The 15,755-nt window shown below is 61.1% G+C and carries 10 protein-coding genes; all 10 read right to left on the bottom strand.

Going from position 1 to position 15,755, the window contains the following annotated elements; genetic code table 11:
- Window positions 1–27: 27 nt before the first annotated feature.
- The gene (wecB, locus tag P0D68_RS34935; protein WP_408303668.1) at window positions 28–1,164 is read right to left on the bottom strand and encodes a non-hydrolyzing UDP-N-acetylglucosamine 2-epimerase; all 1,137 of its coding nucleotides are present in this window, start codon (window positions 1,162–1,164) and stop codon (window positions 28–30) included.
- 27 nt (window positions 1,165–1,191) lie between these two features.
- Window positions 1,192–5,298 carry a glycosyltransferase gene (locus P0D68_RS34930; protein ID WP_408303667.1) on the bottom strand — a complete coding sequence of 1,369 codons (4,107 nt, stop codon included), beginning with the start codon at window positions 5,296–5,298 and terminating at the stop codon, window positions 1,192–1,194.
- Between the two features lie 120 nt (window positions 5,299–5,418).
- A complete protein-coding gene (locus P0D68_RS34925) occupies window positions 5,419–6,921 on the bottom strand; it encodes an ABC transporter ATP-binding protein (RefSeq protein WP_408303666.1) in 1,503 nt (500 codons plus the stop codon).
- An 89-nt stretch (window positions 6,922–7,010) separates the two neighbouring features.
- Window positions 7,011–9,464, bottom strand: coding sequence for a glycosyltransferase (locus P0D68_RS34920; protein ID WP_408303665.1), 2,454 nt, complete (start codon window positions 9,462–9,464; stop codon window positions 7,011–7,013).
- Between the two features lie 56 nt (window positions 9,465–9,520).
- Complete coding sequence (locus P0D68_RS34915) at window positions 9,521–10,348, bottom strand: ABC transporter permease (RefSeq protein ID WP_408303664.1); 828 nt, start codon at window positions 10,346–10,348, stop codon at window positions 9,521–9,523.
- A gap of 202 nt (window positions 10,349–10,550) precedes the next feature.
- Window positions 10,551–12,722, bottom strand: coding sequence for a glycosyltransferase family 2 protein (locus P0D68_RS34910; protein ID WP_408303663.1), 2,172 nt, complete (start codon window positions 12,720–12,722; stop codon window positions 10,551–10,553).
- Between the two features lie 87 nt (window positions 12,723–12,809).
- Window positions 12,810–13,706 (bottom strand): glycosyltransferase family 2 protein, encoded by an 897-nt coding sequence (locus P0D68_RS34905; RefSeq protein ID WP_408303662.1) that lies wholly within the window; start codon window positions 13,704–13,706, stop codon window positions 12,810–12,812.
- Window positions 13,703–14,599, bottom strand: coding sequence for a dTDP-4-dehydrorhamnose reductase (gene rfbD, locus P0D68_RS34900; protein WP_408186791.1), 897 nt, complete (start codon window positions 14,597–14,599; stop codon window positions 13,703–13,705). Before rfbD ends, P0D68_RS34905 begins: the two co-directional genes overlap by 4 nt.
- Before the next feature lie 11 nt (window positions 14,600–14,610).
- A complete protein-coding gene (rfbC, locus tag P0D68_RS34895; protein ID WP_408186792.1) occupies window positions 14,611–15,162 on the bottom strand; it encodes a dTDP-4-dehydrorhamnose 3,5-epimerase in 552 nt (183 codons plus the stop codon).
- Window positions 15,147–15,755 (bottom strand): sugar phosphate nucleotidyltransferase (locus tag P0D68_RS34890; protein ID WP_408303661.1); only part of this gene is annotated, 609 nt, incomplete at its 5' end. The genes P0D68_RS34890 and rfbC, both read right to left, overlap by 16 nt.

The following is a 15,755-nucleotide window of genomic DNA, read 5'->3' as shown; positions in this document are numbered from 1 at the left end:
AGCGAGCCGCACGCGTTTTCGCGCGTCTTACTCCGACGCGAACATCGTCTTCAAAATGGCCACAATCTGCGCGCCTGCCGTCCCGTCCCCAAACGGATTCTTACCAGCGGACATTGCCTGATAAGCAGCGGAATCGTCGAGCAACCGTGCGGTCTCACGAACGATCGTATCGACATCCGTACCCACCAGCTTATTCACACCCGACTCGACGCCTTCCGGCCGCTCGGTGACATCGCGCATCACCAGAACCGGCTTGCCCAACGCAGGCCCCTCTTCCTGAATGCCGCCCGAATCGGTCAGGATGATATGACTCGCCGCCATGAGCCGCTGGAACGGCTTGTAGGTCAGCGGCTCTTCCAGATAGATGCCCGCCTGACCGCTCAACACGCGGTTGACCACTTCCCGGACCTTCGGATTCATATGCACCGGATAGACGATGCGCACATCCGGATGCGCCTCGGCAATTTTCCGCAACGCGGTGCAGATGTTTTCGAACCCAGGCCCGAAGCTCTCGCGACGATGCCCCGTCACCAGCACGATTCGCCGCCCTTCCGCGAGCGCGGCCTCGACGCGTTCCGGCAACGCGACATGCTCGTGCTTCAGGCGCTCGAGCATCAGATACAACGCGTCCACCACGGTATTGCCCGTCACGAAAATGCGGTCCGCGGGCACCTGCTCCGCCAGCAGATTCTTCTTCGACAATTCCGTCGGCGCGAAGTGGACGTCGGTCACGAGTGACGCCACGCGCCGATTGAGCTCCTCCGGAAACGGCGCGGCCATATCGTGACTGCGCAGTCCGGCTTCGATGTGCCCGACGCGAATGCGTCGATAGAACGCCGTCAATGCGGCCACCTGAACCGTCATCGTGTCGCCCTGCACGAGGATGATGTCAGGCGACTGCGCGGCGAGGAATTCATCGATCGCGGTGAAGAGTCGCGCGCTAAGTCCGGCCAGTGACTGATTCTGCGACATCACGTCGAGACTCGCGTCCGGCGTCACGCCGAAGTCCGCGAAAGCCTGCATCAACATTTCCCGGTGCTGCCCGACCGAACACAGGCACACGTCGAAATCATCCGGAGCCGCGCGCAGGGCCTGCACGACCGAAATGACCTTGATCGCTTCCGGCCGCGTGCCGGCAAACACCACTACTTTCTTCTTTGCCATGGTAGATATCCTTTGAAACCGGCAGCTTTAGACCACTTCGGGCCGCGCATCGGTCAACTTGAAGTAACGGCTTTGACGCTGCGGCAGATATGACGCATAGCGTACGCAATCGGCGTTCGTGCGAGCCAGGATAGCCGCGAAAATTTCCGCGTGCCGCGTATAGGCTTCCGTCGGCGTCATGGACTGGAACGACTGCTGCAGACCCTCGCGCGGCTGGCGCACCGGCCGCTCTGCATGATCGACCATCGTTCTGGCCAGTTCGTCGCGAACCGCGGGCAAATCCCACTCGTTGGCGATGGCCTGATAAAACTCGGCGCCGTCCAGTGTCGACCAGTCGTCACGATAGGCGCGAATCACCGTGCTTGCATCGCCAATCAACTGCTCGCGAGCACCACCGACGTCGGTGGCGATGACCGGCGCGTTACGCTGCAGCGCCTCCGATATCGCCAGACTCCAGCCTTCGGTAAAGGACGGCATCACGACCGCGCGCGCCAGATCGACGAATCGATAGACGTCGGACCGGTAACCCGGCATCGACACCACGCCTTGCAGGCCATGATGCGCAATGCGCTCCTGGAGCCGCGCGGCGTAGCCGGCATCGGCGTGTTTGCCGAGTATCACGAGGCGGATGTCGGGCCGCTTCGCATGGGCGATCGCAAACGCGTCGATCAGCAAACCTTGCCCCTTCACCGGGTTGATCGAAGCGACGTTGACGAACACCGGACTATCCGCCGGAAAGCCGAGTTCCTCGCGCAGCGCGAGGTCGCGCTCCGGTTCGAGCAGGGGCTTCGCGCTGCCCGAGTCGCAGCCGTTGGGCACGACGATCATGCGATCCGCGCTCAAGCGCAGATTCACATCGGCGAACATGGCGACGTTGGCGGACACGCAGATATAGGCGTCCGTCACTTCGTCCACGCGACGCCACTGCTCCTTGCCTGCGGCGTCGAGCCACATGTACATGTTATGGACGGTCTGCACAAACGGGATGTTCAGCGAAGCGCAGATATCGCCGAGCGACAGCGAATAGTGCGCATTGACGAGCGCGACCCGCCGCTCGACCAGCACTGCGCGAAGCTCAGCGGGATCAGCCGGCAGACGCACGTAGTTAAATTGGCGTTGCTTGAGTTCGGCCTCGGCCTCGGCCGCGATATCGCCGGTGACACCGAGCATCGGCTGAAAGCCCATCTTGCCCAAACGTTCCAGCAGATCGAAGACGACACGCTCGAGACCGCCCACCATGAAGCTATCAACTTGCAACATGACAACCGGCGCGACCGACGGCTTGAAGACGGCAGCATCCGGCACGATCAGCGACTGCGTGCTATTGATCGCCTTCCAGAAACGGCGTGCGGAATCGACGATATTCGCGGGCGCTGCCTCGATCACCATAGGGTGCAGCAACGCCAGTCCCAGGAACACCTGATGGTCGAGCGCGATACACAAGTCCACATGATCGTAGACCTCACTGCGCAATGCGTACGGATTGTCGCCGGCCTCGAACACCACGACGACAACCACGCCGGGCGGTTGCGGCGTCAAAGACGGCACATCGGCGGCGGCGATGATTTTCAGTTGCGTATCAATGGCGTTCAGGTCGCTCGCGCCACGCTCGCCTGCCGGCAAAACGGACGAGAGCGTTTCACTCGACGCCCAGCGCGGCGCGTCCGTGTCGAACTGCCCGAGCCACTGCGCGACGCGCCGTTCGTCGAGCAGCAACGGCGCATTGGGAAAGCGCTTGACGGGCGCCGGGGCCGGTGGAGGAGCCGGCGCCGGAGCAACCGGTGCGGGCTGACGTGACCGGCCCGTTGCGCCGAGCCGCCGCGAAAGCGCACGAAACGCGCGGCGCAACCTGGCCTTCAAGGTTCGCGCAGCCAACGCACGCAGCGTCTCGCTAATGAGTTGTTGATCCGCCAGCGCCGATGCGAGGCGAGACTTTTCCGTTTCATCAGCAGCAACGATCTGTCTGAGAGCAGCCACTTCCCTATCCCTCTCGCTAATCACGCCTTCGAGGCGATCCAGTTGAATCCTGCCTGCGTGGATCACGCCTTCAAGACGATCCGCCTCGTGCCTACCCGCCTGAATCACGCCTTCCAGGCGAGCCGCCTCGTCTTTACCCGCCTGGATCACGCCTTCGAGGCGAGCCTCCTCGCCTTTGCCTTGCTGAATGACGCCTTCCAGACGCTGTGTCTCACCGTACAAGAAGGTATTACGCTCCAGCAGGACTTCGATCTGCGTGTCCTTTGCTTCGAAAACACGCTCATAGAAGCCACGGTGCTCACGCCATACCAGCCCCGGCCGATATTCGGCATCGGCGAGATAATTCAGAAGATAAGCACACCGCGCACCCAATTCGGCCAGCTGGGAAACTTCCGGCAGCCCGAAGCTCAATGGCTTCGCGAGGTCGCCGAGAATGTTGACCCAGTCGCCCGACAGCACCCGCTGGACTTCCTGCACCGCTCGCTCGAGATACCGGCGCGCGGCCTCATAGTCACGGCGAATCACGGCGAAGCTCGCCGCCAGGTCGAGCGCGGCAACCGTTTTGGTCGCCAGCAGCGGACTAAAAGGAACCGGGTCCAACGCGGCGCACTTCAACGCCCACGATTCGGCCCCCTCCAGATCGCCTACCGCCTGCAAGAGTTTTGCCGCCACGTAACTCTGCGAGATCGACCATCGCAAATACTGCGCGTCGCCCTTGTTCGTATCGACGTACGCCTGAATTTCCGCCACACATGTGCGCACCGTTTCCGCCGAAGCCCGCGCCGCGAGCACGCGATACGCGTGGCCACAAAGCGCCGCGCCGTAGTCGGCGGTGTCGTGCGGAGCCTGCTCCAGGACTCGCGCTTGCAGGCTTCCCAATTCGGCGTCGTTGTTCATGCGCGTGCCCATGGTCACCATGCTCCTGAAGAGCCATGGATTCACCATGCTGCGCCCGTCCGGCAACACGTTGAACGCGGGCGAACCGGCGTGCTCGTACATCGTATCGACGAATGCCGAGGCGTCCGCGCCAACGGGATCGCGCATCGAGACGACGATCAGGTGGCCGTCACTGGCTGCGGTGCGCTCGTCGAGTGCGATCTTGCGCCATGCGAAGTCCGACGGCGCATCCGGCGGCGAAACAAACGCGCATTCCGGCAGCCAGTCTGCGTGAGTCGAACCTGTAGCCGAACGCAACAGTTCGACAGGAGACTGCGTTTCGACTGAAGCGTCGCCCACGCTTTCCAGCGCGCGAAGCTCCAGAATCAACCGCCCGCCGGGCCTCACGATCTCGGCGAGCCGCGGCCAGTCGAGCGGCGCGAAACGACGAAGGTCGCGGCAAATCACCACGTCGAAAGAATGGTGTGCAAGACCGTGCAATTCCTCACCGGACCACGGCCTGAAATCGACACGTCCGGCGACGCCATATTGAGTCAACGCATAGCCGCACCGCAGCGCGTCCGGCAAGACGCCCAGCACGTGGCGCGCAATCGAGTTCTGCGCGACGATGTAGGCGCCGCTGCCGGCCATATCGTCCAGCACGAGAACGGTGTCGCCGACCCGAACGAAACTGTCGATCTGCGTCACTTCGGCGACTGCGGTTCGCGACGCCGGGTCGGTATGCCGCAAGGCATCTTCGGCTAGCGCCGGACTTTGCTCCATCGACGCGTTCGCAGCACGCTCGAACGCGCAGACTTCATAGCCGCCCAACGGGGGCAGCGGATAAGTCAGCCGCGCGAAACTCAAACGGGCGTGAATGCGGAACCCGAGTTCGAAGGCGCGTTTTTTAGTGCGCTCGGCGGATGGAGCGTCGATCCCGCCCTGCGTGACCGGGGCCACTAGCGCGACGTTCGCGATACCTGCATCCGCGATCAGCTTGAGCCAGAGCGCTGCGTCGGCGGCCTGGCCGTCCGGCGGGAGAACCACGATTGCCGCGTCGAAAGATTCGCGCTGGGTCATGTCGAGAGCGGGCGCCGTAGCGGACGCCGCCTCGATCCGATTGGACACGAACCGGTGATCGGCTTGCGCCCCGCCATCCGCGTCGAGCGACAGCGCGTGCGGGTCGGTTCCCGCGGCCAGCAGGAAGTCGAGTGCGAGAGCGGCGTGCGCGCCCACGTACAGGATCTTGCCGTGCCCGAAACAGGTTACGCACTGGCGCAAGCATGCTCGCACATCGTGGCTTGAAAACACGGTCATACAGTCAACACCAAGGTTTTGTACGGCGAGCCGTTTTGTCGAAGAACGTCAGTCGCACCGGTTGGCGCGCAGACAGGCGTTGACTTACGAGGCTTCGCCGGTGGGTGCTTCAAGTTCGGCGCGCATGTGCAGATCGCAAACGCCGCCGAAGAAATGCGTGTCGACACGCGCGCGGACCATGAAGAAGGCCGCCTCGTCGATCCAGTGCAAGATCGCCTGGTCGGAGAAATTCATCGACTCCTGGTGAATCAGCGACGCCTGCACTTCGTAGAAGTTTTCGCCGAGCGCGCAGCGGTCCATCGTAAAGACGACGGAATGCTCCTCGCCCGCGCGAAACTTCCGGTTCCAGAAAATAAAGCCGTCCTGCTTCGCCGCGATCAGTTCAGCGTCCTGGTTGAATGTCCCCCAGGAATACATCTTGATGCCTTCCTTGTTGCGGATACGCAGATTGACATAGAGCTTGTCCATGTCCTGACGGATCGAGAACTTCACCACGACCTTGATCGTGTCGCCCGTGTAAAACGTGGTGCATTGCTCGCCCGCGCCGTCCAGTACGGAGACGTCCGTAATCATCGCTTCCAGGCTGCCGAATTCGAATTTGCCTCCTTCGTTGCGGGCCTCGCTTTCCACCTGATCCGTTGCGTCCGCGACATCCGACACCGCTTCCGCGAGATGTCCCTCCGCGGCTGCGGCCGCGAGCGGTTGCGCCGCCGCGGCGGGCGCCGTGGGCGTGGCGGGCGCATCAGGCGCGGCCGGCTCCGCGGGTGCGGCCAGCGCCTCAACCTTCGCGGCCGTGTCCGCTTTCAACGCCTGCTTGTGCTCGGCGATCTCCTTCTGCTTCGCCAGGTTTTCCTCGTCGTGCAACAGCTTGCGATAGGCCAGCACGACTTCGCCCGACGGCCCTGCCGCCATCACCTCGCCGTGGTGAAGCAGAATCGCGCGGTCGGTAAACGTCCGGACCGATTCGATGTCGTGCGACACGAACAGAATCGCGACGCCACGATCGCGAAGCTGGCGAATGCGTTGATAGCATCGCTTCTGGAACAGCGCGTCGCCCACCGCCAATGCCTCGTCGACGATCAGGACATCCGGGTTCAGTTGCACCTGCACCGCGAACGCGACACGCACCATCATCCCGCTCGAGTAGTGCTTGACGGGCTGGTCGAAGAAATCGCCGATCGCCGCGAAGCGGATGATCTCCGGCATCGCCGCGTCCATCTCCTTGCGCGTCAGACCGAGAATCGAACCGTTCAGGTACGCGTTCTCGCGGCCCGTGAACTCCGGATTGAAGCCGCTGCCCAGTTCGAGCAGGGCCGCTACCCGGCCATGCACCTGCACGTCGCCCTGCGTGGGCGACAGCACGCCCGCAATGATCTGCAGAAGCGTCGATTTACCGGCGCCGTTGCGGCCCACGATACCTACCGCTTCGCCCTTCTTCACGTCGAAGGAGATGTTGCGCAGCGGCCAGAATTCGCCGAAGAACTGACGACGGCCACGAAGGAGCATCTGCGCCAGCCGATGATGAGGCTTCGCATAAAGTTCGTAACGCTTGCTCAGCTCGCGAACGTGGATAGCTATATCGTCCAAGACCACTCTCTTTGTTGATGAACAGCTTTAAAGCAAGCTGTAATCGGAAGCCAGCCGCCCTGCGTGCGCGGCGGCCCCGGTTGAGCCGACTAGGTCAGCGCCTCGATGAGTTCCTTCTCGCCGGTGGCCTTCTGCTCGACCAGCCGCTCGCAGATCTGCCTGTTATGCGCGGCCATTTCCATGCGCGTCGCCGCGTCGGGAATGCGCCCCTTGGCGAAATCCTCGACACTCACGTAACGCATGCCATACGTGTTGAAATCGCCGATATTGGGCGTATCCACGATGGGAACGATGCCGAATGCCAGATACTCGATCAGCTTGGTCGGGCAGGACACGTGGTTCACCACCATGTCGTCCCGCAAAATGAAACCGAAATGGCAATGCTGATAGACCTGGTTGAGTTCAGCACGGGTCGCACTCGCCACATGGAAGTTCGGGTGGGCCTGAACCTCGGGTGACGCCGCGTTTCGCATCACATCGATATCCGGCGTGTACATCCACCAATCGGCGCGCTCCAGGGCTCGCGCAATTACGTTCAGCATGGCGGGTACGTTTTGCCACTTCTGCGTGCCGCCGGCATAAATGACTGTAGGTCGGCCGTCCTTGTAAGGCCGCGCGGCTTCGCTGCCCTCTTCCAACGCGAAGATGGGCAATACGATGACTTTTGCCCGCAGCAGTTCGCGATACTTGTGCGCGAGGTAGTTACCCATCGCCTGCGACACCACGATCACGCGGTTCGCTTTCTCCGCAGCCATCCGTTCACAGTCGTCATGAATGCGCGCGGAGAAGAAATCATTGTGCATCCGAAACTCTTCGGGTACGACACCATGCACGTCGAGCACCCATTTCAGACCCGGTGCGCGAAGCGCCGCTTCCGCCGCGGCATTCGGCATGCGCAACACGCTGTGGAAATAAGCGCGCTTGAAGCGGCGCGCCAGCAGCGCCACGACGCGGCGCTGATTGACCGACGACAACGAGATATTCAGAACCCAGGCGTTATGGGCCGCCCGCTCGATAAAGGGCTTCGCCTCCGGATGGTCCCGAACATCGCAATACACCCGGTGCTTTGAAGGAAACAGCGAATCGATCGCCTTGACGCGCTGAAAGTAGCCGTCCCGCTCGCGCTCCTTGGTCGGATACGGTGCGAAGAACAGAATTCCGTTGCTGTCGAACAGCAGTTGCAACAATTCGTATCCGCGGACCAGCTTGCTCACCTTCGAAGTGGGGAACTGCGCCGCGCGCGCCAGCCGGTTCATCGCACGTTGCTTCAGACCGAGCGGCTTGTCTTGCGTCCTGGCGGCTTGTATGACCGTCAGTTCATGGGCCATTCCCGACGTTCTCGCGACCAGCGCGTCCAGATCACGAGCCAGCGTTTCGAAGCGTACCGCCATGCGTTGCGTGATTTCGGGCGAAACGCCTTCACTTTCCGCCGACAGGTATTGCTCGATGTCTGCAGCAATGGCGCTGATCGCCGGCAGCAACGAGGCCGCCGACGCACGCTCATCGACCTGCCTCCCCATCACCATTGAACGCAGGTCGGTCAACTGCTCCGCCTGGTTACGCGCAATCTCGCCGCTGAGGTGTCTGGAATAGGCTTCGAGGCCCTCCACGAGGGTGCGCATTTGCGTGGCGTACAGGTGATGCGTTTCGAGGTGAATCGGAAAGCGCTTCGGCGAGGCGATCGCAAACAACGAATCCTGCATCCAGGCGGTCACGGACAGGCGCGTGCGGTCCTTCCATGCGCGGCCGTGCTTCTCTTCGAAGCGGGCGCGGTTCTGCGCTGCGAATCCCTGCGCCTCGACGACATCCAGCTTGCCGAACGACGCCGATCCCCAGTGATGGATATACACGTCGCGGGCCACGTGCATCTTGAAGCCACCTTCGAGGATGCGCACGCAATGGTCATCGTCTTCGTAAGCGCCTGGAAAGAAGCGCTCGTCGAGCCTGCCCACGCGCTCGATCAGTTCGCGGGAAAACAGCACGCAGTAGTAGCTCAGGAAGTCGCTGTCGACCGTCAAACCGAGCCAGCCTTCCCGCCGGCGGATCGCGAATTCGGTGAGCGCCGGCATGTCGAGCACGGCGCTGCCCTCGCCCAGCCTGTTGCGGTCGCCAAGCTGGTAAGGAATGGGGATTCCCTGCTCGTTGTTCGACGCATTCGTCAGCGGGCCGATCGCATCCTTATCAGCCGCGACCAGGTAATCGAGCCAATGGTCGGTGACGATGACATCGCTATTGAGCAGGCAGATATGCGTAATGGTCGGATCCGCCAGACAGTACTCGATGCCGATGTTGTTGCCACCGGAGAAACCGAGGTTCTTGTCCTGCTGAAAGAACTGACCTTGCAAGCCATGCTGTGCGACGGCGTTCTCGAACGTGGCCTGCACGGCGGCGCGTTCAGCCGGCCGCGATGCGTTATCGATCGCGGCCACCACGAATTCCGTATCGCTTCGGGTCTTGATCAGACTCTCGATCGCAAGCGCGAACACCTCCGCCGAGTTGAAGGTGACGACAACGATACCAACACGCGCCTTCTTGCTATTCATTATATTAATCCAATGCCTGCCGACGTTAATTCGACTTATATCTTTTGGCGAAACGTTTAAAGCACATCAGGAAATCCCTTTTTGGATTTCATGAAAAACCAGTAGCATGCGCTTAGAAAAACAATCGACACGGCCAGCTGAATGATCATTCCCACCGGGTCCGGCCATTCGCCAAAGAAAAACACGTGCCGAACATTTTCCAGTACCGGCGTAAAAGGATTCATCGCGACCGCGAATCTGAGGATTTGCGGCACCATATCGAGCGGATAGAAGACCGGGCTCAGATACATGATCGCCATGGAGAGCGGCGGGACCAGCAGCTTGATATCGGGTAGATACACGCCGAGCGACGCCAGCAGATAAGTCAAACCCAGCACGGCGAAAAACATCGGCAGAAGAACCACCGGCAACGCAATCGAGGACAGCGGCGGCAAGCCGACGAACACCAGATTGAACACGAGCAGAAGGCCGTAGCCGATCGCGGCGTTCACGACCGCGGACACGGTAATCGCGAGCGGCAATACTTCGAGCGGGAACACGACCTTTTTGATAAAGTTCGGATTCTCCCGCATCAGCATCGGCGCGCGCAGAAAACACTCCGAAAAGAACGTGTAAGTAATCAGTCCACTGAAAAGAATCAATGCGGAAGCCTTACTGTTTAAGGTGCCACCCGACCAGCGCGCCTTAAACACCACGCTAAAAACAAAGAAATAGACCAGCAAGGTGAGGATTGGCGTAACGAGCATCCAGACGGAGCCAAGCGCCGAGCCACGGAATTTAGTCGCAAGGTCACGGCGGACAAAATCCCACAAAAGCGACCGATGCCGCAAAACTGAAATTTGCATTGATAGATTCCGACAAACCGTTCGCGCCTCGATCGTCAAACCGATGCAAACGGTGCTAAAAATTCCGGCGGCGTGTTCGCGAGCGCGCCGGAACGTAATGAATATTTCTGGATACAGCCGCCGTCATCTTAACCCGGCATTCTGCCGCAGCGAACTGAACCCAGTCAAATCAGGCCTTTACCGCATCCCCGCCCCGCGCGCCGCCTGGCCGACGCGCCGGCGCAAGCATGCGTGGGCGCCACTATTCGAACTGACCGATGCGTGGCGGCGACGCGAGCGTAAACGGCAGAACCTCGCAGCTGAGCGACAGATTGGGGTTATACGCGGGGTCCCGTTCGAACCAGCCTTCCCAACGTGCCTCCATGCGGCGAATTTCGCTCAGGAAACGTTCGTACTTGGCGGGGTCATGGTCCGAGCCGCGCGTCGCCGATTCGTGGTGGTACAGCTCGGCGTACGGCGTCCAGATATTGCGGTAGCCCGCTTTGACGAGCTTCATGCAGAAGTCCACGTCGTTGAAGGCGACCGCCAGATCTTCTTCCAGACCGCCCACTTCGTCGTAGACCGACTTCTTGACGACGAGACATGCGGCAGTCACGGCCGTCAGATTCTGCGTCGCGACCGCGCGGCCGAAATAGCCGAAATGCCCGCGCTTCATCATGTGATGCATGTGGCCGGCAATACCCCCAAGACCGATCACCACGCCACCGTGCTGCAACGCGTCATTCGGATACCACAAACACGCACCCACCGCGCCGGCACGCGGCAAATGGGCCAGACTGACCATTTCATTCAGCCAGTCCGGCGAGATAACTTCAATATCGTTATTCAGCAGACACAAATACTCACCGGTCGCCGCACGGGCTGCGTGATTATTCAGCGCGGAGAAATTGAACGGCGATTCATCGCGTAAAACACGCACATTGGGACGCTGCGACACCTCATCGAAATATCTCAGCGTTTCTGGCCTCACACTGCCGTTATCGACGATGATGATTTCAAAGTTCTGATAGAGCGTGCGCGCGAAAATACTGTCGATGCATTGCTTGAGCAATGCGAGTCCATCGCGGGTCGGGATGATAATCGACACTTTGGGCTGTGGACTCGGCAGCGTATAACGCACGCGCAGCACGCCGAGCATTTCGATCGGGTGCTCGACCGTTGCGCTGATGTTCGCCCGCTTCAAGTGGTCTTCCAGAGCGCGAATGCCGGCAACCAGCGCATAAGGCTTCTCGCTGCCGCTGCCCGCCGTACTGCCGGGAACGATTCGCCAGTGGTAGAGCACATGCGGAATGTGAATCACGCTGTCGTCGCCGGCAAGCTCGACGCAACGCAGAGCCAGGTCGTAATCCTGGCTGCCTTCGAAACCCTTTCTGAAGCCGCCCGCTTCCCGCACCAGCTTCGTCTCAAACACGCCCAGGTGCGAGAACATGTTCTGCGTCAGGAACATCTGCGGATTCCAGTCGCACTTGAAATAAGGCGTGGTCCGCTTGCCTTCCGTGGTGAGCTTGTCTTCGTCGCTATAAAACATCCGCCCTTGCGGATGCAGATTGATGTAGCGCGCCACCATGTAGAGCGCGTGCGGCGGCAGCAGGTCGTCGTGATCCAATAAGGCCACGTATTCGCCCGTGGCGAGCGCGAGCGCACTATTGCTTGCTTCGGAAATGTGGCCGTTCGTCTCGCGGAAGACGACCTTGATGCGGCTGTCGGCCGCGGCGAACTCCTGCAACACGGCCTTGACGTGCGGCTGGGTCGACGCGTCGTCGGCGATGCATAGCTCCCAGTGCGGATAGATCTGCGCCTGAACCGAGGCGATCATTTCGCGCAGCAATCGCTCGTCGCTATTGAACGTGGGCACGACAACCGAGATCAACGGCTTGCGCGCCAACCGGTCGAGCTCCGCTTCGATTTCGGTTCGCTTGGCCGGTGTGACCGTGTCATACATGCTGATCCACTCATGGTAGATCTCGTCACGCGGCGGACCGTCGGCGAAGCCGCGACCGCTCTTCAAGCGGCGCACGCGCGCCACGACGCCCGGCAGGCCCTCGCGCCATATCACCGATGCGTAATAGCCCAACGCACTGCCCAAGCCGCCCCTGACCTCGGCTTGACGCTCGATGGTGCTGAAAGCGAGCCGCACCGCCAGCCCGACACGCGAAACCGACCGCAGCGGCGCCGTGAGCCGCCACGAGGTCGAACTACGCAGCGCCGTATTTTCGACTTCCAGCTGCAGAATCCGATTGTTCAACTTGGCGATCGACTCACCGTCGCGCAACGCGTCATCCAGCAGTCGTTCAAGCAAGGCCACGCGCCCCTGAAGGCGGCTCACATCGGCGGTGACATTCGACACCGGCTCGCTCTGGGAAAGGTCCTGACGGACCCCATCCTTCTGCTGCTCATCCAATTTTGTATTCATGCATTTTCCTTCCTGCGCATCCGACGAGGATGACTGCCACCCATAGGGCGCCTGACCAATGGCACCGGCTGCTGCCGAACCGCGTTTCTAAAGCCTGCCCAGGCGCCCGCGAATGCCATCCCATAGTCCGCGCAAGGCCATTTTCAAATGAGCCATCCGCTGTGAGGGCATGAGCGAATAAATCACCAGCCTCACGGGAAATTTGACCAGTTCGGACGACTTCCAGGTCCAGGGCACATACGAACGGCCGATCAGCACGACGGCGTTACGGAACAGGTAGTAATGGCGTAACGGGCTGTGCATGGGATACGCCCGGCCCAGTACGCGAACCGGTTCGCCCCCCAGTTCATGGCTCATGTGCACCCACGGCACGCCCAGCACCCGATACCCTTTCTGCTTGGCACGCACACACCATTCCAGGTCGACGAAATCGATGAAAAGCGCGTCGTCCATCGGGCCAATACTCGACCACCAGCGCAGGTTGATGCACGACCCGGACGAAATCAGAAAATCGACGTCGATGGGCCGATCGCCCTGCGGGGCAATCCTTTCGAGCGTGCCCCACTTGAAGCGCACGAACGGCGCGAGGCCACGCAAGCGCGCATCTTCGTAGGCCGGGCCCGCCAGCGCGACGCGCTCGCCCGAAGCATTCGCCTCGGCGATGACCTTCGGCAATTCGGTGAACAGCGACGCGGGCGGCTCGCTGTCCTGATCGAAGAGGATCGCCATATCGAAGCCGCCGCGAAGCAGCGCCTCGACACCCTGATTGATCGCCGTCGCGATGCCCGCATTCTCACCGTTGGGCAGATAGTCGATGGAGCCGGCCAGTCCCAACTCGCCCGCTGCGCGAATGCCCGGCGTGTTGTCGACCACCACGCAGTGCATCCTCGCCGCGAGCCGGTTCGCCCGCTCGATACAAGCCGCATCCGGATTGTAGAAAACGACGACAGCACCCGCGCGCGATGTCTGCGCTATGTCGCTCAACGCTCGGCCAGACAAAGTTGCAAGGCGTCGCGCCAATCCGGCGCCTCTACGCCGAACGTCCGCGCCAGCTTGTCATTCGACATGCGCGAATTGCCGGGGCGTTTTGCCGGCGTGGGATAGGAAGCCGCCGGAATCGGTTTGACGATGGGTGTTTTCGCGAGGCCGGACAATTCAAAAATAGCCTGCGCAAACCCATGCCACGACGCCGCGCCCGTCGCGGTCAGGTGATAGACGCCAGAATGCGCCTGCCACCAGTCGCTCTGGCCCGGTGCCACGGCCTGCGCGAGCACGTTCGCGCTCAGCGCGGCAATGGTTTTCGACCAGGTGGGCGCACCGATCTGATCTGCGACCACGCTCAGTTCGTCGCGCTCCGCGCCGAGGCGCAGCATGGTCAACAGGAAGTTCTTGCCTCGCGTGCCGTACACCCAACTCGTCCGAAAAATGAGATGCGCGCAACCGCTCGCGGCAATAGCCTCTTCGCCGGCGAGCTTGGTGCGCCCGTACGCGTTTTGCGGATCCGTGGGATCGTCTTCGACGTAGGCGCCTTCTTTCTCGCCGTTGAATACGTAGTCGGTCGAATAGTGAACCAGCGCCGCACCGAGCTTTTTCGCTTCTTCGGCGAGTACGCCCGGCACTTCGCCGTTCACGCGCATGGCGAGATCGAGTTCCTCTTCCGCCTTGTCGACCGCGGTATAGGCCGCGGGATTGACGATCAGCGTCGGCTGAATTTTCCGAACGACGGCACGAACCTGATCCAGATCGGACAGATCCATGGCGGCACGGTCGACAGCGACCACCTTGCCGAGCCCTTGCAGCGTACGTGCAAGCTCGAAACCCACCTGGCCGTTTACGCCGGTGATGAGGATCGTCCGCCTGGCATCATGTGCGCTCATGCGACAACCCCTTAAGCGAAGACTTCGGCATCGGCGAGACGCTTGGCCGCCGCGTCTTTCGCCGCGAGCAACGGGTCGGAGTCGATCGGCCATTCGATGCCGATCTCCGGATCGTTCCAGAGGATGCTGCGCTCGTGCTCGGGATACCAGTAGTCGGTGGTTTTGTAGAGGAATTGCGCGGACTCGGACAACACCACGAAACCGTGCGCAAAGCCAGGCGGCACCCACAGTTGCCGATGATTGTCGACAGACAGCACCACGCCGACCCATTTGCCGAAATTCGGCGAGCTCTTGCGGATGTCGACCGCGACGTCGAACACTTCACCCTCAACCACGCGCACGAGCTTGCCCTGCGCATTCTGGATCTGATAGTGCAGCCCGCGCAGCACGCCTTTCGCGGAGCGCGAATGATTGTCCTGCAAGAACTCGACGCCGGGCTCGACCTGCTCGGCGAATTCCTGCGCATTGAAGCTCTCGAAGAAAAAGCCTCTCGCATCGCCGAACACTTTCGGCTCGATGATCTTGACTTCGGGCAGTGCGGTAGCGGTTACTTGGATGGCCATGCCACTTGATCCGTAAGAATGTTTTGCAGATATTGCCCGTAGGCATTCTTGGCGAGCGGTTTGGCGAGAGCCAGCAATTGTTCGCCGTCGATCCATTGCCGCCGGTACGCAATCTCTTCGGGACACGCGACCACCAGTCCCTGACGCTTCTGCAGCGTGGCGATGAAGGTCGCCGCTTCGATCAACGAGTCGTGCGTGCCCGTATCGAGCCAGGCGTAACCGCGGCCCATGATCTCGACATTGAGCGCTGCGTTGGCGAGATAACGCGAGTTGACGTCGGTGATTTCAAGCTCGCCACGCGGCGACGGCTTGATATCCGCGGCAATGTCGCACACCTGCTTGTCGTAGAAATAGAGACCGGTGACCGCGTAATTCGAGCGCGGCTTCGCGGGCTTCTCCTCGATCGAAAGCGCACGGAACTCGCGGTCGAATTCGACCACGCCATACCGTTCCGGGTCGTGCACGTGGTACGCAAAAACAGTGGCGCCTTCGGTTTTGTCGTTGGCGTTTTCCAGCTGCTTCGCCAGATCGTGCCCGTAGAAAATGTTGTCGCCGAGAATCAGCGCCGACGGATCATTACCCACGAACTCCCT

The organism is Paraburkholderia sp. RL17-380-BIE-A, assembly GCF_046028085.1.
GTDB lineage: Bacteria > Pseudomonadota > Gammaproteobacteria > Burkholderiales > Burkholderiaceae > Paraburkholderia.
This window is presented reverse-complemented; position numbering and strand designations above follow the sequence as displayed.

What these genes read in the sequence shown, in the direction of transcription:
- wecB (WP_408303668.1), bottom strand. Translation starts at nt 1,164, where the DNA reads ATGGCAAAGAAGAAAGTAGTGGTGTTTGCCGGCACGCGGCCGGAAGCG.
- P0D68_RS34920 (WP_408303665.1), bottom strand. Translation starts at nt 9,464, where the DNA reads ATGAATAGCAAGAAGGCGCGTGTTGGTATCGTTGTCGTCACCTTCAAC.
- P0D68_RS34910 (WP_408303663.1), bottom strand. Translation starts at nt 12,722, where the DNA reads ATGAATACAAAATTGGATGAGCAGCAGAAGGATGGGGTCCGTCAGGAC.
- rfbD (WP_408186791.1), bottom strand. Translation starts at nt 14,599, where the DNA reads ATGAGCGCACATGATGCCAGGCGGACGATCCTCATCACCGGCGTAAAC.
- rfbC (WP_408186792.1), bottom strand. Translation starts at nt 15,162, where the DNA reads ATGGCCATCCAAGTAACCGCTACCGCACTGCCCGAAGTCAAGATCATC.